Annotated in this window: 15 protein-coding genes; 9 read left to right on the forward strand and 6 right to left on the reverse strand. The window is 71.5% G+C overall.

Translation table 11 applies throughout. The features are described from left to right. Complete coding sequence (locus ACF08N_RS27175) at positions 1-945, forward strand: SRPBCC family protein (RefSeq protein ID WP_392327309.1); 945 nt, start codon at positions 1-3, stop codon at positions 943-945. Between the two features lie 167 nt (positions 946-1,112). After that, positions 1,113-1,484 (forward strand): hypothetical protein, encoded by a 372-nt coding sequence (locus ACF08N_RS27180; protein WP_392327310.1) that lies wholly within the window; start codon positions 1,113-1,115, stop codon positions 1,482-1,484. 52 nt (positions 1,485-1,536) lie between these two features. Here ACF08N_RS27180 and ACF08N_RS27185 read toward each other — a convergent pair whose 3' ends face one another. Further along, the gene (locus ACF08N_RS27185; RefSeq protein ID WP_392327311.1) at positions 1,537-1,869 is read right to left on the reverse strand and encodes a hypothetical protein; all 333 of its coding nucleotides are present in this window, start codon (positions 1,867-1,869) and stop codon (positions 1,537-1,539) included. A gap of 372 nt (positions 1,870-2,241) precedes the next feature. Here ACF08N_RS27185 and ACF08N_RS27190 point away from each other — a divergent pair, with 372 nt between their 5' ends. Then, positions 2,242-4,374, forward strand: a complete 2,133-nt coding sequence (locus tag ACF08N_RS27190) for an alpha-galactosidase (protein ID WP_392327312.1) — start codon at positions 2,242-2,244, stop codon at positions 4,372-4,374. A 98-nt stretch (positions 4,375-4,472) separates the two neighbouring features. After that, entirely contained in the window at positions 4,473-5,351 is an 879-nt protein-coding gene (locus tag ACF08N_RS27195; protein ID WP_392327313.1) for an oxygenase MpaB family protein, read from the forward strand. Between the two features lie 42 nt (positions 5,352-5,393). Here ACF08N_RS27195 and ACF08N_RS27200 read toward each other — a convergent pair whose 3' ends face one another. After that, on the reverse strand, positions 5,394-6,542 hold the full coding sequence (locus ACF08N_RS27200) for a Glu/Leu/Phe/Val dehydrogenase (RefSeq protein WP_392327314.1): 1,149 nt from the start codon (positions 6,540-6,542) through the stop codon (positions 5,394-5,396). Between the two features lie 32 nt (positions 6,543-6,574). After that, complete coding sequence (locus tag ACF08N_RS27205; RefSeq protein ID WP_392327315.1) at positions 6,575-9,490, reverse strand: FAD-binding and (Fe-S)-binding domain-containing protein; 2,916 nt, start codon at positions 9,488-9,490, stop codon at positions 6,575-6,577. A 156-nt stretch (positions 9,491-9,646) separates the two neighbouring features. Between ACF08N_RS27205 and ACF08N_RS27210 the strand changes: the two genes are divergently transcribed. After that, positions 9,647-10,564 (forward strand): LysR substrate-binding domain-containing protein, encoded by a 918-nt coding sequence (locus ACF08N_RS27210; protein ID WP_392327316.1) that lies wholly within the window; start codon positions 9,647-9,649, stop codon positions 10,562-10,564. A gap of 72 nt (positions 10,565-10,636) precedes the next feature. Here the strand turns inward: ACF08N_RS27210 and ACF08N_RS27215 are convergent, their stop codons facing one another. Beyond that, positions 10,637-12,046, reverse strand: a complete 1,410-nt coding sequence (locus ACF08N_RS27215; protein WP_392327317.1) for an amino acid permease — start codon at positions 12,044-12,046, stop codon at positions 10,637-10,639. Positions 12,047-12,401: 355 nt separating this feature from the next. After that, entirely contained in the window at positions 12,402-13,313 is a 912-nt protein-coding gene (locus ACF08N_RS27220) for a LysR family transcriptional regulator (protein ID WP_392327318.1), read from the reverse strand. A 166-nt stretch (positions 13,314-13,479) separates the two neighbouring features. On the opposite strand from ACF08N_RS27220, the gene ACF08N_RS27225 reads away from it, so the two are divergent. The 4 genes from ACF08N_RS27225 (at position 13,480) to ACF08N_RS27240 (ending at position 19,245) form a co-directional block, all read left to right on the forward strand. Beyond that, a complete protein-coding gene (locus tag ACF08N_RS27225; protein ID WP_392327319.1) occupies positions 13,480-14,655 on the forward strand; it encodes an NAD(P)/FAD-dependent oxidoreductase in 1,176 nt (391 codons plus the stop codon). A gap of 28 nt (positions 14,656-14,683) precedes the next feature. Next, positions 14,684-16,075, forward strand: a complete 1,392-nt coding sequence (locus ACF08N_RS27230; RefSeq protein WP_392327320.1) for a 2-oxoadipate dioxygenase/decarboxylase family protein — start codon at positions 14,684-14,686, stop codon at positions 16,073-16,075. Positions 16,076-16,097: 22 nt separating this feature from the next. Beyond that, positions 16,098-17,630, forward strand: a complete 1,533-nt coding sequence (locus tag ACF08N_RS27235) for an aldehyde dehydrogenase family protein (protein ID WP_392327321.1) — start codon at positions 16,098-16,100, stop codon at positions 17,628-17,630. A 319-nt stretch (positions 17,631-17,949) separates the two neighbouring features. Beyond that, positions 17,950-19,245, forward strand: a complete 1,296-nt coding sequence (locus tag ACF08N_RS27240; protein ID WP_392327322.1) for a cytochrome P450 — start codon at positions 17,950-17,952, stop codon at positions 19,243-19,245. On the opposite strand, the gene ACF08N_RS27245 is transcribed toward ACF08N_RS27240, so the two are convergent. Then, entirely contained in the window at positions 19,242-19,385 is a 144-nt protein-coding gene (locus tag ACF08N_RS27245; protein WP_392327323.1) for a hypothetical protein, read from the reverse strand. The two genes, ACF08N_RS27240 and ACF08N_RS27245, sit on opposite strands and share 4 nt — an antisense overlap. Positions 19,386-19,530 lie beyond the last annotated feature (145 nt).

Consider the following 19,530-nt stretch of genomic DNA (forward strand, 5'->3'; position numbering starts at 1 on the left):
ATGGCCACCAAAGATCGCGACACCGGCCGTGGCGAGGCCTCGGGGCTGGAACTGTTGCGTGACGAGCTGATCGACCACCTGAGCGCGCAGGTGGAAGTCCTGGCGGACCGGGCGGGCGACAAACTGGCGGACCTGACGGACCAGCTTCTGGATGCGGCCGAGAGCGGCGGCCCTCTCCCGAAAGCCGGCCTCCGGGTGTTCCAGGGGGATTCCCCGCTGAAGGCCGTCGTCGGCGAGAAGGCCAAGAGCCTCAAGGACAGCGTCCTCGGGAAGGCCCAGGAGCTCACCGGGGGCGGCGGCGGAAGCCACAAGGCGGGCAGCACCAAGGTGATGAACATCGTCGAAGCGCTGGACGTCGGCGTACCGGTCCGCACCGCCTACGACCACTGGACCCAGTACGAGCAGTTCAGCAGCTTCACCAAGGGTGTGCGCAGTGTGTCCCAGGGCGACGAGACGACGAGCGACTGGAAGGTGAAGGTGGGGCCGTCGACCCGTGGCTGGAAGGCCACCGTCCAGGAGCAGGTGCCGGACGAGCGGATCATGTGGACATCCGAGGGCGCCAAGGGCACGACCCGCGGGTGCGTGACGTTCCACGAACTCGCGCCGAGCCTCACCCGCATCGTCCTCGTCGTCGAGTACCACCCCTCCGGGTTCTTCGAGAAGACCGGCAACCTCTGGCGCGCCCAAGGGAGGCGCCTGCGCCTCGACTTCAAGAACTTCCAGCGGTACGTCACCTTCACGGACGAGGAGCCCGAGGGCTGGCGCGGCGAGATCCGTGACGGAGAGGTGGTCCGGACGCACGAAGAGGCCCTGGAGGAGGAAGCGGCCGAGTACGAGGACACCGAGGACGCGTACGACGAGGAAGAGGAGGACGAGGAAGAGGAGGAAGGCGTGGGCGAGGAGGACGAGGAATACGAGGACGAGGGATACGAGGACGAGGAGTGACGGTCGGCGCGCCGTCACCCCACCGGGCGCCACGGGACCACGGACAGCCTGGCAGGCGGCCGCGGCGGCGTCGCCGAGAGCTGGTGACCGCGTCTCCGCCACGCCGTGGAGGAACGGCACTCGAAAGCCGGCACGTCGCCCCCGCCCGCCCCGTAGAATCGGCGCTCATGTCGAAGCCTGATGACCTGCTCGTCGACATCGCCGCCATGGTCGAGTCGGAGCACACCAATCAGATGTCCCTCACCGTCGTGGTCCCCGGCGCTGTCATCACCGGACGGCTGGCTCCGGAGGCCGTCTGGCGGGAGCGTGTGGCCGAGGTGTTGAAGGACTCGGATCAACTGGGAGCATTCGCCCCCGTCTTCACGCGGGCGGGAGGTAATCGGCGCAATCGGGGTGAGGCCCCGTCACATCTGCACTTCCATGTCGCGAGAATCCTCCAGGGCAGTCTGGGGATTCCCGAGACCGGCGGGATGTACCGCATCGCCATCAAGGACGTGAGCGCCTGGACGGTGGGAGACTTCAGCTACTCCGACCGCTGAGCTCGACCGCGGACAGCCGCCGCGGCCTGTATCGCCCGATGGACGGCCCGGGTCACGCCACCCGGTCGCTGTATCCGCAGATCCAGGCGAGCGCATCGTGAACCCCGCGGATGTAGTCGCGTTTCCCGGCCTGGAGGGTGGGGTCCTCCAGCTGTACCACTGTCGCGTCCACTTCGGCGGTCAACAGCCACAGGCCGGGGACGTCGTCGGCATCCGCGCCGGTGACGGGCGACCGTCCCGCGTGCCCCGTCGCCCATTCGTAGGCGTCGGCCGCACCGGAGGCGAACTGCGGCGGCTGTCTCCGTGCCGCGAGGCCCTCGACCGCGAGGACGACATCCTTGTGCGCCCTGACGCCGATACGCTGCTCGCCCTGCCGCTCGTTCATGACCACGTCGTCCGGCCTCCCTCCACCGGCAGCTCTGGTGTCCGCCGTCCGGGTCCTTCTCCGGCGCGGCGCTTGCAGCTGATGGGCCAGGTCCCCATCCGGTCCTCCCGCCTCTCCGCACGCGTGTCCGATCGGTACCCCGTCCGGGTGCCCCCTTGCCCCGCCCCTACGCGCGCACGACCACAGCCGGACGCACCGGAATCGGAGCCGCCACCCCGAAAACGGGGGATGCGGCCGGCGGTACTCACGGGCAGGAGGCTTCGCCGTGCCTGCGTTGGGCATCCTTGCCGCCGTAGCCGTACACATCGCCGGCCGGAAGCATCCGGTCACCATCGATCACCACCGGCGCCGTCACGTAGGGAGCTCTCATCCGTGAGCCACGACGCTGTGCTTCACCTGAGCGACGGCCGCACCAGCGTCGTCGTCGACGTGCGCGGGCCGGGGCTGCCTTCGGTCGCCTACTGGGGTGCCGCCCTGGGGCCGCTCGATCAGGAGGCACTGGGCGCGCTGCTGCTCGCGCTCACGCCGCCGCCGCCGCACAACATGCCGGACGTGCCGGTCCCGCAGACGCTGGTGCCCGACGCCGGCGGCGGGTACATGGGCCGTCCCGGACTGCGCGGCCACCGCGGCGGAGGCGACTTCTCGCCCGGACTCGCCCTCACCACGCTCGACACCCACGCACCCGGTGCCCTGCGCTACACCGCCACCGACCCCGTCGCCGGGCTCACCCTTGCCGGTGAACTGGAACTGACGGAGTCCGGGCTGCTGCGGCTGCGCCACCGGGTCCGCAACGACGGCTCCACCCCGTACACCGTCGACGCCCTCGAAGCCGCGCTGCCGGTGCCCGCGCACGCCACCGAGCTCCTCGACTTCACCGGCCGCCACTGCCGCGAACGCGTCCCGCAGCGGCAGGCGTTCCGGTACGGGAGCTGGGTGCGCGAAGGGCGCCGCGGCCGCACCGGTCATGACGCCACCATCGGTCTGCTGGCCGGCACGCCCGGCTTCGGATTCCGCGGTGGGCAGGTGTGGGCCGTGCACGTCGCCTGGAGCGGCAACCACGTCACCTACGCCGAGAAGATTCCCGACGGCAGGCCCGTGCTCGGCGGCGGGGAGCTTCTGCTGCCCGGTGAGGTGGTGCTGGAGGCGGGCGAGGAGTACACCACGCCGTGGCTGTACGCCGCCTGGTCGGGCGAGGGTATCGACGGCATCACGTCCGCGTTCCACCGTCACCTGCGCGCCCGGCGCACGCTCACGCCCCGCCCGGTCGTGCTCAACACCTGGGAGGCCGTGTACTTCGACCACGACCTCGACCGGCTGCTCGGTCTCGCCGAGACCGCCGCCGGGATCGGAGTCGAACGGTTCGTCCTCGACGACGGCTGGTTCCGCCACCGCCGCGACGACAGCGCCGGCCTCGGCGACTGGTACGTCGACGACACCGTCTGGCCCGACGGGCCGGGCCCGCTCATCGAGCGGGTCCGGGCCCTCGGCATGGACTTCGGCCTGTGGTTCGAACCCGAGATGATCAACCCCGACTCCGATCTGTACCGCGCCCACCCCGACTGGGTCCTGGCCCCCGCCGACGGCCGGCTCCCTCCCTCGTGGCGTCACCAGCAGGTCCTCGACCTCACCGAGCCGGACGCGTTCGACCACGTACTCGGACGCCTGGACGCCCTGCTCACCGCGTACGACATCGCGTACGTCAAGTGGGACCACAACCGCGACCTGATCGCCGCGGGCCGTTCAGGCCGTGCCCGCGTGCACGCACAGACCGAGGCGTTCTACCGCCTCCTCGCCGCTGTGCGGGCACGGCACCCCGCCGTGGAGATCGAGAGCTGCTCGTCCGGCGGCGCACGCATCGACCTCGGCGTCCTCGAACACACCGACCGGGTGTGGACCAGCGACTGCAACGACGCGCTGGAGCGCCAGGCCATCCAGCGCTGGACCGGCACGTTCCTGCCTCCCGAGCTCATGGGCACCCACATCGGCCCCACCCGTGCCCACACCACCAGCCGTGTGCACGACCTGTCGTTCCGCGTGGTCACAGCCCTCTTCGGCCACTTCGGCATCGAGTGGGACATCACCCGGGCGGGCCCCGAGGAACAGGAAACGCTGAGGAACGCCATCGCCTTCTACAAGCGGCACCGCGCACTCCTGCATACCGGAACCGTCGTACGCGCCGACCACCCCGACCCGGCCGCCTACCTGCACGGAGTCGTCGCACCCGGCGCCGGCAGTGCCCTGTACTGCTACGCCCAGCTGGCCGCCGGCACAGCCGTCGTGCCCGCACCCGTGCGGCTCCCCGGACTCGATCCGCGGCGCCGCTACCGCGTCACCCTCGTCGATCCGGCCGGCCCCGCCCGCACCGGCGAGCGCGGCCCCGCCGCCTGGACCAAGCACGACGCCCTCACGCTCCCGGGCTCGGTCCTGCTCGAAGCGGGCCTCCAGCTCCCGGTCCTCCATCCCGAACAGGCCCTCCTCCTGCACGTGCTGTCCTGTGCCGACTGAGGCGCGCGTCCTCCCCGGCACACGCGCCCGGGGACTGTTCGTCTTCGCTCGTCTGCGCGGGTGGTGACACTCCGGCGGCCGCGGCCGATACTTGCCCCATGAACGGGTCCGCGCCTGTCGTCAGGGACCTGCGGAAGCGAGTGGGAGCAGGGATCCTCCGCCGCGTCGCGGGCCCGGCCGGTCCTGCCAACAGGCGGCGCATCCACCACACGCCGGGACCGCGGTGGTTCGGGCCCGAGCGGCCCATCCGTACCGTGCACGGCGACGCGTCCATGTTCATCGGGGGCCTGCGCGCCCTCCTCCTGCAGTCCCTGCACCCCCTCGCGATGGCGGCCGTGGCCGCGCACTCCGGATACCGGGCGGACCCCTGGGGACGCCTGCAGCGCACGAGCACCTTCCTCGCCGTGACGACCTTCGGCACCGCGGACGACGCGCAGGCGGCCGTGGACCGTGTCCGCGCGGTCCACGCACGGACACGGGGAACGACGGCCGACGGCCGCTCCTATCACGCGGCCGACCCGCATCTTCTGGGCTGGGTCCACGTGGCCGAGGTCGACAGCTTCCTGCGGGCCCACCAGCGCTTCGGAGCCCACCCCCTCGACGACGCCGGCTGCGACGCGTACGTCGCCGACATGGCGCGCGTGGCAACGGCCCTCGGCGTACTCGATCCCCCGCGCGACCGGCGCGAACTGGCGGACCGGATCAACGCCTACCGCCCCGAACTGGACGGCACCGCGGCAGCCCGCGAGGCTGCGCGATTCATCCTGCTCCACCCGCCCCTGCCGCTCGTCGCCAGAGGCCCCTACGCCGTGCTGGCCGCCAACGCGGTCGCCTCCCTGCCTCCATGGGCACGCGGGCCCCTCGGTCTGCCGCGCCTGTCCCCCGCCGCTGAATCCGCCGTCCACCTCACCGGGCACGCCCTCACACGGAGCATCAGGTGGGCGATGGCGCCCGCTCGCGCCGCACGGTCCACGTGACGAGCGGCCTGGTGAGGTCACGGACGGCAGGGTGACCGGTGATCAGCTGCGCGGGATGCGCCCCTTGCTGTGCATCGCGGTGCGGACGCGCCGTTCGGCGAGGCCGCGGCCGGCCGTGTGCGGGGTGACGTCCTGCCGTTCGGCTTCGTCGAGGACGGAGACCGTGTTGGCACGCAGCCTGTCCGAGATCGTTTCGAAGATGCCGGCAGGGTCCGGCCGGAAACCGGAATAGCGGGCGTCCATGGCGAACGCGGCGGCGACGACGCCCCCGGCGTTGGCGACGAAGTCCGGGATCACCGTGATGCCCCGCCCGGCGAGGATGCCCTGGGCCTCCGCGGAGGTGGGCAGGTTGGCGCCCTCCACGACCAGCTTGGCCTTGATCGCGTGCGCGGTGGTGTGGTCGATCACGTCCTGGAGCGCGGCGGGCACCAGGACGTCGCAGTCCACGGTGAGTTCCGCGCCGGAGGCGAGCGCGGTGCCCCGGCCGTGGCGGGTGACGAAGTGGTCGCCGTGCTCGGCGCGGGCGGTCAGGAGGTCCTCGACATCCAGTCCGCTGGGGTCGTACAGCGCCCCGTGGGCCGTGGAGACCGCCACGACGGTGGCGCCGAGCTCGGTGAAACGGCGGGCGGCGGCGCTGCCGACGGCACCGAAGCCCTGGATGGCGACGCGCGAGCCGGCCAGGGGCAGCCCTTGGCGCTCGGCCGCGGCGTCGGTCGCCTCGGCGACCCCGTAGCCGGTGACGCCGAGCTTGTCGTAGGCCACGCCGCCGAGGTGGTCGGGGGTGCCGACGGCGGCCCCGCGGTCGCCCAGTTCGTCCTGGATGACGGCGGCGTCGTTCTCGGTCAGCCCCATGTCGAGTCCCATCACGTACTCGCGGGGCACCTCGTTGGACAGGGCCCGGGCGAACGCGCGCAGGATCGCCTCCTTGTCGCGGGAGGCGGGGTCGGCGACGATGCCGGCCTTGGCCCCGCCGTAGAAGAGGTCCACGGCGGCCCACTTCCACGTCATGACGCGGGCGAGCCGGGCGACCTCGCCGACGGTCACGGTGGGGCTCATGCGGGTGCCGCCCTTGCCCGTGCCACGGGCGGTGTTGTCGATGACGAGGACCCCCTTCATGCCGGTGCGCCGGTGGGAGACGACCACGATCTTCTCGGGACCCCAGTCGTCGACCAGGGAGAGTGCGTCGGTCACGGGTGTGTTCCTTGTCCGTAGAGGTGGGGTGTTCAGGCCGGGGTGTCGGTCGGGGGCAGCGCGCCGGCGATGAGCTGCGCGAGGTGGGTACCGGTGCGGTCGGTCTGCTGGGCGATCTGGGTGCGGCAGCTGAAGCCGTCGGCGAGGATGTGTGTGTCCTGCGCGGCCGACCGCACTGCGGGCAGCAGGACCTGTTCGCCCGCGGCGACGGAGACGTCGTAGTGGCCGCGTTCGAATCCGAAGTTGCCCGCGAGGCCGCAACAGCCGGAAGCGAGCGCGGTGTTGTCGACGCCCATGCGGCGCAGCAGGGCGCTGTCGGCGCCGAAGCCGGACGTGGCGTGCTGGTGGCAGTGCGTCTGGCTGAGGGACGGGGCGTCGATCCGCGGCGGCTGCCAGTCCGGCGCCCGGTGGACGAGAAGTTCGGCCAGGGTGACGGTGGCTCGGGCGAGGGCGCGAGCGTGGCCGTTGCCGTCGAGGAGTTCCGGCAGGTCCGTCCTGAGGGCCGCCGTGCAGCTGGGCTCCAGGCCGACGACCGGCATGCCGGCCTCCACGGCTGGTGTCAGGGCGGCGACGGTGCGCCGGAGGACGCGCCGGGCGGTGCCGAGTTGCCCTGTGGTGATCCAGGTCAGTCCGCAGCACTGGGTGCCGTCGGGGACCTGTACGCGGAAGCCGGCGTTCTCCAGGACGGTGACCCCGGCCTTGAGGACCTCGGGGGTGAAGTGGTTGTTGAAGGAGTCGGCCCACAGCATCACCGGGCCGCGTCGGCCGTCGCCGCGTTGGGTGCGGCGGCGGAACCAGGCCAGGAACGTCTCGTCAGCGAAGCGAGGGATATCGCGCTGGGCGGCGATGCCGCCGAGCCGTTTGACGAACGGGGCCGACCAGGAGGACGTGAGGGCGTTGACCAGGCGCGGCACGCGGGCGGCAGGCCGTGACAGCAGGGGCAGCCAGCCCATGGTGTAGTGCGAGACAGGCCGAAGGCGCCGCTTGTAGTGGTGGTACAGGAACTCCGACTTGTAGGTGGCGACGTCCACGCCGACGGGGCAGTCGGCGCTGCATCCCTTGCAGGACAGGCACAGGTCGAGGGCGTCGCGGACTTCGGTGGAGCGCCAGCCGTCGGTGATCACCTCGCCCTGGGTCATCTCGTACAGCAGGCGGGCGCGGCCGCGGGTGGAGTCCTTCTCGTCGCGCGTGACGCGGTAGCTGGGGCACATGACGTCGCCGCGATGGCTCGTGGTGCGGCATTTGCCGACGCCGACGCAGCGGCGGGTGGCCTTGGCGAAGTCGCCGTCGTCGGCGTGGAAGGGAAAGCCCTTGGACACGGGAGCGAGGGGCAGCGGGGTGCGGTTCGGGCTGACCCGGAGGTTGCCGTCGACGGGCAGCGGGCGCACGATCATGCCGGGGTTGAGGCCGTTGTCGGGATCCCAGATGTTCTTGAACTCTTCGAACAGGGCGATGACGTCCGGGCCGTACATGAGCGGCAGGAGTTCGGAGCGGGCCTGGCCGTCGCCGTGTTCCCCGGACAGGGAGCCGCCGTGCTCGGCGATCAGCTTCGCGGCGTCGGTGACGAAGGCGCGGAAGACGGCGGTGCCCTGTTCGGTGGTGAAGTCGAAGTCGATCCGGACGTGGAGGCAGCCTTCGCCGAAGTGGCCGTACACCGCGCCCCGCAGGTCGTACCGCTGGAGCAGGCGGGCGAACCGCCGCAGGTAGGAGCCCAACCGGTCCGGCGGGACGGCCGCGTCCTCCCAGCCGGGCCATGCTTCGCTGCCGTCGGGCAGGCGCGTGGCCAGGCCGGCTCCGTCCTCGCGGATCCGCCACAGCCGCCGGGCGCGTGCGGGATCGGTGACGACTTCGCTGCCGGTGAAGCCGGCGGACTGCCGGGCGGTCTCCGCGAGTTCGGCAGCGGCCTCCTTCAACTCATCCGATTCTCCGCCGAGTTCGGTGAACAGCCATGCCTGTGCCGTCGGCAGGGTGTCGATCGTGTCCCGGGTCTCGGGCCGGGTCACGATGTCGGTCAGCGCGTGGTCCAGTCCCTCCAGTGCCAGCAGCCGGTGCCCGAGAAGGGCGGGCACGGCGTCGGCCGCGGCGCAGGCGTCCTGGAAACCGAGCACGACCAGCGCCCGCGCCGGCGGCGGGGTGATGAGGCGAAGGGTGGCCGAGAGGACGACGGCCAGGGTGCCCTCGCTGCCGACCAGGGCCCGGGCGAGGTTGAAGCGGTGCTCGGGCAGCAGGTGTTCCAGCGCGTAGCCGGACACCTGACGCGGGAACTGACCCAGCTTGGTGCGCAGGGGTGCGAGGTTGTCCTGGGCGAGCCGGTACAGGGACGCGATCAGCCGTCCGCGGTCGTCCCCCGCCGCGACGGCCTCGTCGATCTCCTGCTGGGTCATCTCGCCGAGCCGGACCACCGTGCCCCGGTAGGTGACCACTTCGAGTTCCAGGACGTTGTCGGCGGTACGCCCCCAGGCCACGGAGTGCGATCCGCAGGCGTTGTTGCCGATCATGCCGCCGAGCGTGCAGCGGCTGTGGGTGGACGGATCGGCACCGAACAACAGGCCGTGGCCGGCAGCGGCTTCCTGCAGGTCGTCGAGAACGATGCCCGGCTGCACCGTCGCCGTCCGGGCCTGCGGGTCCAGGGCGAGCAGCCGGTTGAAGTACCGGGAGAAGTCGAGGACCACGCCCGACCCGACCGCCTGACCGGACGTGCTGGTGCCGGCTCCGCGCGAGGTGACCGGCACCCCGAGACGGCGGCAGACGGAGAGCGCGTTGAGCACGTGCCGGCGCTCCCGGGGGAAGACGACGGCGAGCGGTATCCGGCGGTAGTTGGAGGCGTCTGCCGCGTACTGGGCCCGGCGGCCGGCGTCGCCGGCGACCTCGCCGCAGTCGACTCGGCCGAGGGCTTCGGCCACGGCCGCCGCATCAGGGCTGCCGAGGTCCCGCGCTGTGGTGCTCACTGTGCTCGCTCCTTCGTGCTCACCGGTCTCGTCCGACCTGGTCCACCTCACCCTGTGGCTCGGACGAGGCGACTCACAAGGGCCAGCAGGACGAAAGAATTGACGGTCAAGGGCAACAAATGCTTATGCTCGGCTCCCCTGCGTACCTCGGGAGTCATGTTGCTGAAGCCCCTGCACCTGCTCACGCTGAAGGCCGTCGTCCGCAGCGGCTCGTTCGCCGTCGCGGCACGCGACCTCGGTTACACCGCGTCCGCGATCTCCCAGCAGATCTCGGCTCTGGAGAAGGAGACCGGGCTCGTGCTGTTCGAGCGGGAGGCCCACGGGATCCGCGCCACGGCCGCCGCCCACCGACTGGTGGACCTCGGCGCGCGGGTACTGGCGGCGTTGGACGACCTGGACCAGCAGGTGCGGGAACTGGCGACCGGCGCCACCGGCCGGCTCCGGCTGGGCAGCTTTCCCACGGCCGGTGTGAAGCTGGTGCCCTCCGCCCTGTCGGCGGCGGCCGAGACCCGTCCCCGGGCGCAGATCCAGCTGGAGGAGGGCGAGCCCGAGGAGCTCGTCGCGGCGCTCGGCACCGGCGAACTGGACGTGGCCCTGGTGTACGAGTACGGGCTGAGCCCCCGCCAGTGGCCCGACGGCCTGACGCGCCACCATCTGCTGCGCGAGGACCTCGTCCTGCTCCGCGCCCGCGACAGCGGGCTGAGCGCACAGCTCCCCCACCTCTCCCGGGCCCGCTGGATCACCAGCCGGGAGGGCACGGCCGGTGCCCTGTCCCTCGTGCGGCTGTGCGCGGCGGCGGGGTTCGACGCCGAGATCGCCTTCCGCAGCAACAACTACGACGTGGTGCGGGAGTTGGTGTCGGCGGGTCTCGGGGTGGCGGTGGTGCCGGCGCTCGGGCACGCGCCGAGCGAGGGCATCGAGGCGACGCGGCTCACCCAGCGCGCGGCGCACCGGGAGGTGATGGCCCTGCACCGGAGCGAGAACAGCAATCCCTTGCTCGCCGCCATGCTCGCCGCCTTGCGGCGGGCGGTGCCCGCCGGTGAGCCGTTTCTGCATCCGGCCGGGCCGGAGTGACCGGCGCGGCGGCGTCTCCCCGCTGGTGCGGGCGTGGGAGCCGCCGCCGTACCGGGGTGAGCGGCGCGGTGCCTACGGGACCTGTGCGTGTTCGGGCCGCTGCTCGGGTTCGTCGGTGTCGGTCATCTCGTCGAGGGCGTCGAGGTCGACCGAGCCGCCCGGCATGACCCTGCGGGTGCGGCGGTACCCGTAGAAGGCGTAGAAGAGCAGGCCCGCGAGCAGCCAGCAGCCCAGCCGGATCCAGGTCTCCCACGTCAGGAACGACATCAGCCAGACGGAGAAGACCATGCCGAGGACGGGCACGAACGGCATGCCCGGGCAGCGGAAGCCGCGCTTGAGGTGGGGCTTGCGGTAGCGCAGGATCAGTACGGCCGCGGAGACGATCACGAAGGCCAGCAGGACCCCGATGTTGGTGAGTTCGGCCACGGCGTTGATGGGCAGCACACCCGCCAGCACCGCGGACACGACGCCGATGACCCAGGTCGCGCGGTGGGGAACCTTGCGCTTGGGGTGGAGGGCGCCGAACCAGGCGGGCATCAGACCGTCACGGCTGAGGGCGTACCACAGGCGGGAGGCGCCCATCATGAAGGAGAAGGTCACGGTGACGATGCCGATGACCGCGCCGACCGCGATCACGTTCGCCAGGCCGCCGAGTCCGACGCTCGCGAAGGCGCTGGAGATGCCGCTGCTGGGGTTGAGTTCCGTGTAGTGCTGCATGCCGGTGAGCACGATGCAGGCCAGGACGTACAGGCCCATGGAGATCGCCAGCGACAGCATCATCGCCTTGGGCAGCTTGCGCCGGGCCTCCACCGACTCCTCCGCGGCCGTGCTCAGGGCGTCGTAGCCGAACACGGCGAAGAAGACCGTGGCCGCCCCGGTGAACGCCCCGCCGAGACCGAAGGGTGCGAAGGGCGTGAGGTTGCCGGTGTCGACCTTGGTGAAGCCCACCACGATCACCAGCAGGACGATGGCGATCTTGATGATGGTCAGCACGGTCTCGACGCGCGCCGAGGTGCGGGTGCCGCGGGTGAGGAGCCAGGCCACGCCGAGACAGATCACGACGGCGAGCAGGTCGATCCGGTGACCGGGCCCTGTGCCGGGGGCGCCCAGCGCCCAGACCGGCAGATGGATGCCGACGGCCTCCAGCAGGAACCCGAGATAGCCCGACATGCCGATCGCGACGACGGCGACGATGGCGGTGTACTCCAGCAGCAGGTCCCATCCCACGATCCAGCCGACGACCTCCCCGAGGACCGCGGCGCAGTAGGTGTAGGACGAGCCGGCCTTGGGGACCATGCCGGCGAATTCGGCGTAGGCGAAGGCCGCACAGAGCGAGGCGGCCCCGGCGACGAGGAACGAGATCAGCACGGCGGGCCCGGCGACGTCCCGGGCGACGGCCGCGGCGAGAGAGAAGATGCCGGCCCCGATGATGGCACCGATGCCGATCATCGTCAGCTGGGTGAGGCCGAGGGTGCGCACCATGCGGGCGCCGGTGGGCTGCTCCGAGGGAAGTGTTCGCCGGAAGATTCCACGCGGTCCTCTTCCCAGCAACGCGGAAAGAGGGGATTCGGGGGTGTGATCGGGGGACATCGCTCGCTCCCTGTCAGGCAACGGCGGCACGACGGGCCACCGTCGTGGCGTGGGTCACCACTGGCCTGAAACCCTCACGCACGACCCGGTCCCGGCAACAGAGAGTTCAGCGCGACACCTTGCGTCCCTGAGGGCAAGCAGAGCTGGTGCCGGATGCCAGGGGCCGAGGGAGCCATGCCCGGGACAGGGGCCTTCCGCTCCGGCGGCCGGGTCCCAACCCCGGCCTTCCGCAGCCGCGTTGAGCGGACTACGGCTCGCCGCGCCGGGTCCCGGCCACCGCCCGCAGGACGTCGACCAGCGCCGCCACGGTGGGCCGGTGCTCCGCGGCGGAACGGAACACCACGACGATGTGGCGTTCGATCGTCTCGCGCAGCCTCACCACGTCGAAGCGTGAGGCGCGCAGCCGGAGCATCAGATCCGTCACGGTGCTCACTCCGATGCCCGCCTCGACCAGTGCCAGGGTGGCCGCGGTGTCGGTCACCTCGTGCTGCACGTCCGGTTCGATGCCGGCCCGCCGGCAGGCGGTGCGTACGGCGCGGCCGTAGTAGCTGTCGGCCGACGGCAGGATCCAGCCCAGGTGCTGCGTGTCGGTGAGGGCGATCTCGTCACGGCCGGCCATCGACCCGGCGGGCACCGCGAGGGAGAAGCGCTCCCGGTAGAGCTGCGTCACCCGCAGGGCCGGATCGCGCGGGATGGGCACATCCGGGTAGTCCAGACCGAGCGCCAGGTCCACGCCGCCGGAGGCGACGGCGCTGTACACCTCGTCCACGTCCATGTCGCGGCTGTGCACCGCCAACCCCGGATGCGTCTCGCGCACCCGGCGCAGGGCCAGCGGCAGGATCTCGGCGGCGGCTGTCGCGAACAGCCCGACCTGGAGTACTCCGGAGATCTCGTTGCGGCTGCGCTCCAGGGCCTCGACCGCCTCGGCCTCCGTGGACAGGATCCGCTCGGCGTGGCGGGCCAGCGTCCTTCCGGCGTCCGTCAGCTCCACCCGCCGCCCCACCCGGCGCAGCAGCTCCATGCCCGTGGCCTTCTCCAGCGCGGCGATCTGCTGGGACACGCCGCCGGGCGTGTATCCCAGAGCCTGGGCCACCGCGGTGATGGTTCCGCGCCGGGTCAGTTCCACCAGGGAGCGCAACTGGGAACTCGTCCAGTCCATATAGAGATCCTAATAGGTCAGCCGCAGTAACTGTTCATAGACGTCAACGGTTGGGGTACGTCACGATGGCGCACAGACAGCTGATCAGCAGTTCTCTCCCGCACATTGACAGCCGCGCCCCGAACAGGATTCGTCTCCGGCGCGGCCTCTGGAAGGGATCGGCCTCTTGTCCACCTCATCCACCTTCCGTACCGTTCCGCCCGCCGCCGATGTCGTGATCATCGGCGGTGGCGTGATGGGTGCGAGTATCGCGTTCCACCTGGCCGAGGCCGGGGTCGACGACATCGTCGTCGTCGAACGCGGCGACCTGGGCAGCGGCAGTTCGGGCAAGCCGATCGGCGGCGTGCGGGCCCAGTTCTCCGACCCGCTCAACATCGAGCTGGGGAGCCGCAGTCTGCGGGCCTTCCGGGACTTCCCGCACCGTCCCGGTGCCGACATCGGCCTGGAGACGGTCGGGTACCTCTTCCTGCTGACCGACGCCCGGCAGGCCACCGACTTCGAGATCGCCGTCGGGATCCAGAACAGCCTGGACGTCCCCAGCCGCATGATCACTCCGCACGAGGCCCGCCGCCTGTGTCCGTACATCAGTCCCGAGCACCTGGTGGCGGCCGCCTACTCACCCACCGACGGCCACGCCCGGCCCGGCCTGGTCGTGAGGGGGTACGCCGACTCCGCGTCCCGGGCCGGCGTCACGTTCGCCACGAACACGGCGGTGACCGGTATGGACACATCCGGCGACCGTGTCACGGCCGTTCACACCGACCACGGCGTGATCTCCTGCTCCACGGTCGTGTGTGCGGCGGGCGCATGGTCGGGACAGATCGGCGACATGGTCGGCATCGACCTCCCCGTACGTCCGGTGCGACGCCAGCTCGCCTTCACCGAGCCGCTGACACCCCCGGCGCCCCGCATCCCCTTCACCATCGACTTCTCGTCGTCGGCGTACTTCCACAACAGTGACGACGGACTGCTGTTCGGCCTGGCCGACCCGGGCCAGCCGGTGGGCTTCGACACCACCTGGACCGCGGAGTGGCTCGACCTCTTCCGAGCCGCCGCGCGGCGCCACGCCCCCGCCCTGGCCGACATGAGGACGGATGGCGGCTGGGCCGGACTGTACGAGGTCACGCCCGACCACAACGCGCTGATCGGACGCTCCGGCGAACTGGACAACTTCCTGTACGCCACCGGGTTCTCCGGCCACGGCTTCCTCCAGGCGCCCGCCGTCGGCGAGATCGTGCGCGACCTGTACCTGGACCGCACGCCGTGCGTCGACATCTCCCCCCTCCACGCAGACCGCTTCCGGACCGGAGCGGAGATCCGTCCCGAAGCCCACGTGGTGTGAACTCCCCATCGAAAGGCGGAAACCGTCGATGATCAGTCAATGGCAGCTGCGCGCCGCGTTCGCCGCGCGGCTCTCGGACATGTACGGGCGGGAGGTCCCCGCCTACACCACGCTCGTGGACGTGTCCCGCGAGGTCAACGAGGACGTTCTGCGCGCCCGGGGTGCCGACGCCGAACGCCTGGGCTCCATCGGCCGGGTGACCGCCGAACGGCACGGTGCCATCCGGGTCGGCACACCGCAGGAGCTGCGGCAGGTCGCCCGTGTCTTCGGCGCCCTGGGCATGCACCCGGTCGGCTTCTACGATCTGCGGGAGGCCGCCGCGAGCGCGGTCCCCGTCATCTCCACCGCCTTCCGTCCCGTCGACGGCGAGGAACTGGCGCGCAATCCCTTCCGCGTCTTCACCTCCATGCTCACCCCCGCGGACCCCCGGTTCTTCGACGCCGATCTGCGCTCCCGCCTGGAGGCGTTCCTGGCAGGCCGCGAGCTGTTCCCGCCGGAGCTGCTCGTCCTGGCCGATCGTGCCGAGGCCGAGCAGGAGCTGCCCGACGCGGATGCCGAGCGGTTCCTCGAACTCGCTGTGGCTGCCTTCGAGTTGTCCACCGAGCCCATCGACAAGGCCTGGTACGAGACCCTGGAGCAGGTGTCCGCCGTCGCCGCGGACATCGGCGGAGTGCGCAGCACCCACATCAACCACCTCACCCCGCGCGTCCTGGACATCGACGAGCTGTACCGGCGCATGACCGAGCGCGGCATCGAGATGATCGACACCATCCAGGGACCGCCGAGCTGGAAGGGCCCCGACGTCCTGCTGCGCCAGACGTCCTTCCGGGCCCTTGCCGAGCCCCGCGCACTGCGCACCCCGGACGGCAGCGTCATCAACGGCGCCCTGCGGGTGCGCTTCGGCGAGGTCGAGGCCCGCGGCATCGCCCTCACCCGCACCGGCCGGGCGCTCTACGACCGGCTGCTCGGACTGATCGACCAGCAGGCGGCCGGCCACCCCGGAACGGACCGCGGCGAACTCGCCCGGACCGTCTGGGAACAGCACATGCCCGGCAGCGAACACGAGCTGGCCGCCCAGGGCCTGGCCTACTTCACCTACCGTGCGGCACCCGACCGCCCGCGGGACGGAAGCCGCCCGCCCACCCGCGTCGCCGACCTCGTGGAGCAGGGCTGGGCACGCGCCGAGCCCATCGTCTACGAGGACTTCCTGCCCCGCTCGGCGGCCGGCATCTTCCAGTCCAACCTCAGCGGCGAGGGCTCCAGGAACAACGACCTGGCAGGCACCGCCTACGACAGCGCATGGCTGTCCGGCGCCATGGGCCGCGACGTCCTGGACCCCTTCGCCCTCTACGAGCAGCAGCAGAACCGCTCCGTCGCCCAGGTCGCCCGGGACCTGGGACTCGACGGCGCACTCGACTGACATCCACCTCCGAAGGAGCATCATGACCGTCACCACCCTGCCCACCACCGAGGACCTGCGCACCCGCGCCCGCACGAGCCTGGAGCGCATCGGCGTCGCCGTCCCCGAGGGCACCGACTTCCACGCCCGCACCCCCATCACTGGCGAGGACCTCTTCGGTCTGACGGCCGCCACCCCTGCCGACACCGAAGAAGCCGTCGCCGCCACCCGCGAGGCCTTCCTCACCTGGCGCACCACACCGGCTCCCCGACGCGGCGAACTCGTGCGCCGGCTGGGCGAGCTGCTGCGCGACCACAAGAGCGACCTGGCCGACCTCATCACCGTCGAAGCGGGCAAGATCCGCTCCGAGGCGCTCGGCGAGGTCCAGGAAATGATCGACATCTGCGACTTCGCGGTCGGCCTGTCCCGGCAGCTCTACGGCCGCACCATCGCCTCCGAGCGGCCCGGCCACCGCCTCGCCGAGACGTGGCACCCGCTCGGTGTCGTCGGTGTCATCTCCGCGTTCAACTTCCCCGCGGCCGTGTGGTCGTGGAACACCGCTGTGGCCCTGGCCTGCGGCGACACCGTGGTCTGGAAGCCGTCCGAACTCACCCCGCTCATCTCCCTGGCCTGCGACCGGCTGCTGGCCCAGGCCGCCGAGGACGTCGGCGCCCCCCGCGACGTGCACCGTCTGCTGCTCGGCGACCGCAGGATCGGCGAGAAGCTCGTCGACGACCCCCGCGTCGCGCTCGTCAGTGCCACCGGTTCCACCCGCATGGGACGCCAGGTCGGCCCCCGTGTCGCGGCCCGCTTCGGACGGAGCCTGCTGGAGCTCGGGGGCAACAACGCCGCCGTCGTCGCGCCGTCCGCCGACCTCGATCTCGCCGTCCAGGGCATCGTGTTCGCCGCCGCCGGCACCGCCGGACAGCGCTGCACCACCCTGCGCCGGCTCATCGTCCACCGGGACATCGCCGACACCCTGGTCGCACGGCTGACCGCGGCGTACCGGAAGCTGCCCATCGGCGACCCGTTCGACGAGTCGACCCTCGTGGGTCCGCTCATCACGGGCACGGCTCTCGACGCCATGCAGGACGCCCTCGCCCGCGTGCAGGCGCAGGGCGGGAAGGTCCTCGCGGGCGGCAACCGGCGCCTGGCCGAGGCCGCACCCCGGGCCGCGTACGCCGAGCCGGCCGTCGTCCGTGTCGACGAGCAGACCGACATCGTCCGGGAGGAGACGTTCGCCCCGATCCTGTACGTGCTGACCTACGACACGTTGGAGGAGGCCATCGCCCTGCACAACGACGTCCCGCAGGGCCTGTCCTCGAGCATCTTCACCCGCGACCAGCAGGAGGCCGAGCTCTTCCTGTCCTCGGAAGGCTCCGACTGCGGCATCGCCAACGTCAACATCGGCACGTCCGGCGCGGAGATCGGCGGCGCCTTCGGCGGCGAGAAGGAGACCGGCGGCGGCCGCGAGTCCGGCTCCGACGCCTGGCGCGCCTACATGCGTCCGGCCACCAACACCATCAACTACTCCGGCCGCCTCGCCCTCGCCCAGAACGTCAGCTTCCTCCAGTGACCTTAGGCGGCCGGGACGCCCGACAAAAGCCGCAGCCTGCTGCCGACGGATGCTATCAGCGCAGGTCAGAGCATGTTCCGAACAACCCCTTCCGGCGGTTGTCCTGGCATGAGACGCGGGCATCAGACGGCGCGCCGCCGATGCCGCACGCAACGGCATCGCGCGTGACCGTCTGAGCCGGCCTTGCTCCGGGGCGGGGCCCCGCACCGTGGCCGGCGGACCCCGTCGGTTATCGTGTGGCCTCGGCCCCGAGCGGGCAGCGTTGATCAACTGTCCCCCGTCGGGTGATGGTCCGCACGCCTTGACGGAGAACACGCGCGTGGCAAGCACGGAGACACGTCCGGCACCCCTGCCGACCGGCCTTCCCGGCCTTTTCGACCCGCTGTTCGTCGCCGACCCGTACCCCACGCTCGCGGCGCTGCGGCGCACCTCACCCGTGCACTTCGATCCCGCGAACGGCCTGTGGCTGGTCAGCCGCTACGCCGATGTGCGCAGCGTGCTGCTGGATCCGGCCACGTACCTGCCCGACAACGCCCAGCACTCCGTGACACGCCTGCCCGTGTCCGTACTGCGCACGCTCGCCAGGGCCGGTTTCTCCCTGCCGCCCGCCCTCGCCAACAACCGGGGAGCCGACCACGCGGACCTTCGGCGCCTGGTCATGCGCTTCTTCAACGCCGAGCGGGTGGCAGCGGCCGTGCCGATGGTCGAGCGGACCGCTTCGGAGATGCTGGACGCTCTGCGGCCCCGGTACGCCGTCGGCGACTCCTGCGACCTGGCCGCCGAATACGCGCGACTTCTGCCGTGCCGGGTGATGATGCGGCTCCTGGGCATCGAGGGCATATCCGCTGACACACTCGCGGCGTGGAGCGACGCTTCACTGGAACTGTTCTACGGTCGCCCTCCGGCCGAACGGCAGTTGCAGCTGGCCGAGCAGGTCGGCGCGTTCCACCAATGGCTGACGGCCCAGGTCTCCGCGGCCACCATGACGGACGGGCTCATCGGGGGCCTGCGCCGGTACCGCAGGCCGGACGGGACGCCACTGGACGCCGCGACCGCCGTGGCTGTGTGCTTCTTCGTGTTCATCGCCGGGCAGTCCACCACCGGGCAACTGATCTCCACGGCGCTGCTGCGCGCCGTGGAGGACCCGCAGGTCTGGGCACGGGTGGCGGCCGATGACGGCTTCGCGGAGGCATGGGTGGAGGAGATACTGCGCCGGGAGCCGCCGGTCACCACCTGGCGCCGGGTGACCGCACGCGAGACCGAGCTGTCCGGTGTGCGCCTGCCGGCCGGTGCGCAGCTCCTGCTGATGCTGATGGGCACCGGATCGGACCCCGAGGTGTTCGAGGACCCCGGCCGTCTGTGCCCGCATCGGGAGAACATCCGGCACCACCTGTCGTTCGGTGCGGGACGCCACCGCTGCCTGGGCGCGTCGCTGGCACGCACCGAAGCCGCGGTCGCTCTGCGGGCGGCCGCCCGGGCCCTTCCGGACGCGACGCTCGCGGAACCCGGCTCACCGCCGACCATGCTCGGGCTGCTCTCCTTCCGCGCACCGCTCGACGTCGTGGTGCGCCGCCGCTCCGGCGGCGACCGTGCCCCCGGTGCCCGCCCGGCCTAGAGCTGCCGCAGGTGGTCCCGCAGCCGGCGGGCGACCTGGGTCGCCGACGGCGTCCACAGGGCCTGGAGCAGTTCGACGGTGCCGCGCTCGCTGACGCTGACGAACGCCCGACATGCTCCCACCAGATCCACAGCCGGCATCTATGCGAGTTCGGCATGAAACAGCGCAGGGCGGTATTGGACCGCATGGCCACCAGGAGGTGAAGGTGGTCCCGGCACCAACGACCGCACCGGGACGGGGCGCACCGTCGTTCCCTCCCTCGTCCGCCCTGCGTACGGGGCCCCT

The organism is Streptomyces sp. NPDC015127 (genome assembly GCF_043080095.1).
Taxonomy (GTDB): Bacteria; Actinomycetota; Actinomycetes; order Streptomycetales; family Streptomycetaceae; genus Streptomyces.

Coding starts and splice junctions, on each gene's coding strand:
- ACF08N_RS27175 (WP_392327309.1), top strand. CDS start 1: ATGGCCACCAAAGATCGCGACACCGGCCGTGGCGAGGCCTCGGGGCTG.
- ACF08N_RS27220 (WP_392327318.1), bottom strand. CDS start 13,313: ATGGACTGGACGAGTTCCCAGTTGCGCTCCCTGGTGGAACTGACCCGG.
- ACF08N_RS27210 (WP_392327316.1), top strand. CDS start 9,647: ATGTTGCTGAAGCCCCTGCACCTGCTCACGCTGAAGGCCGTCGTCCGC.
- ACF08N_RS27180 (WP_392327310.1), top strand. CDS start 1,113: ATGTCGAAGCCTGATGACCTGCTCGTCGACATCGCCGCCATGGTCGAG.
- ACF08N_RS27215 (WP_392327317.1), bottom strand. CDS start 12,046: ATGGTGCGCACCCTCGGCCTCACCCAGCTGACGATGATCGGCATCGGT.
- ACF08N_RS27235 (WP_392327321.1), top strand. CDS start 16,098: ATGACCGTCACCACCCTGCCCACCACCGAGGACCTGCGCACCCGCGCC.
- ACF08N_RS27185 (WP_392327311.1), bottom strand. CDS start 1,869: ATGAACGAGCGGCAGGGCGAGCAGCGTATCGGCGTCAGGGCGCACAAG.
- ACF08N_RS27245 (WP_392327323.1), bottom strand. CDS start 19,385: ATGCCGGCTGTGGATCTGGTGGGAGCATGTCGGGCGTTCGTCAGCGTC.
- ACF08N_RS27230 (WP_392327320.1), top strand. CDS start 14,684: ATGATCAGTCAATGGCAGCTGCGCGCCGCGTTCGCCGCGCGGCTCTCG.
- ACF08N_RS27195 (WP_392327313.1), top strand. CDS start 4,473: ATGAACGGGTCCGCGCCTGTCGTCAGGGACCTGCGGAAGCGAGTGGGA.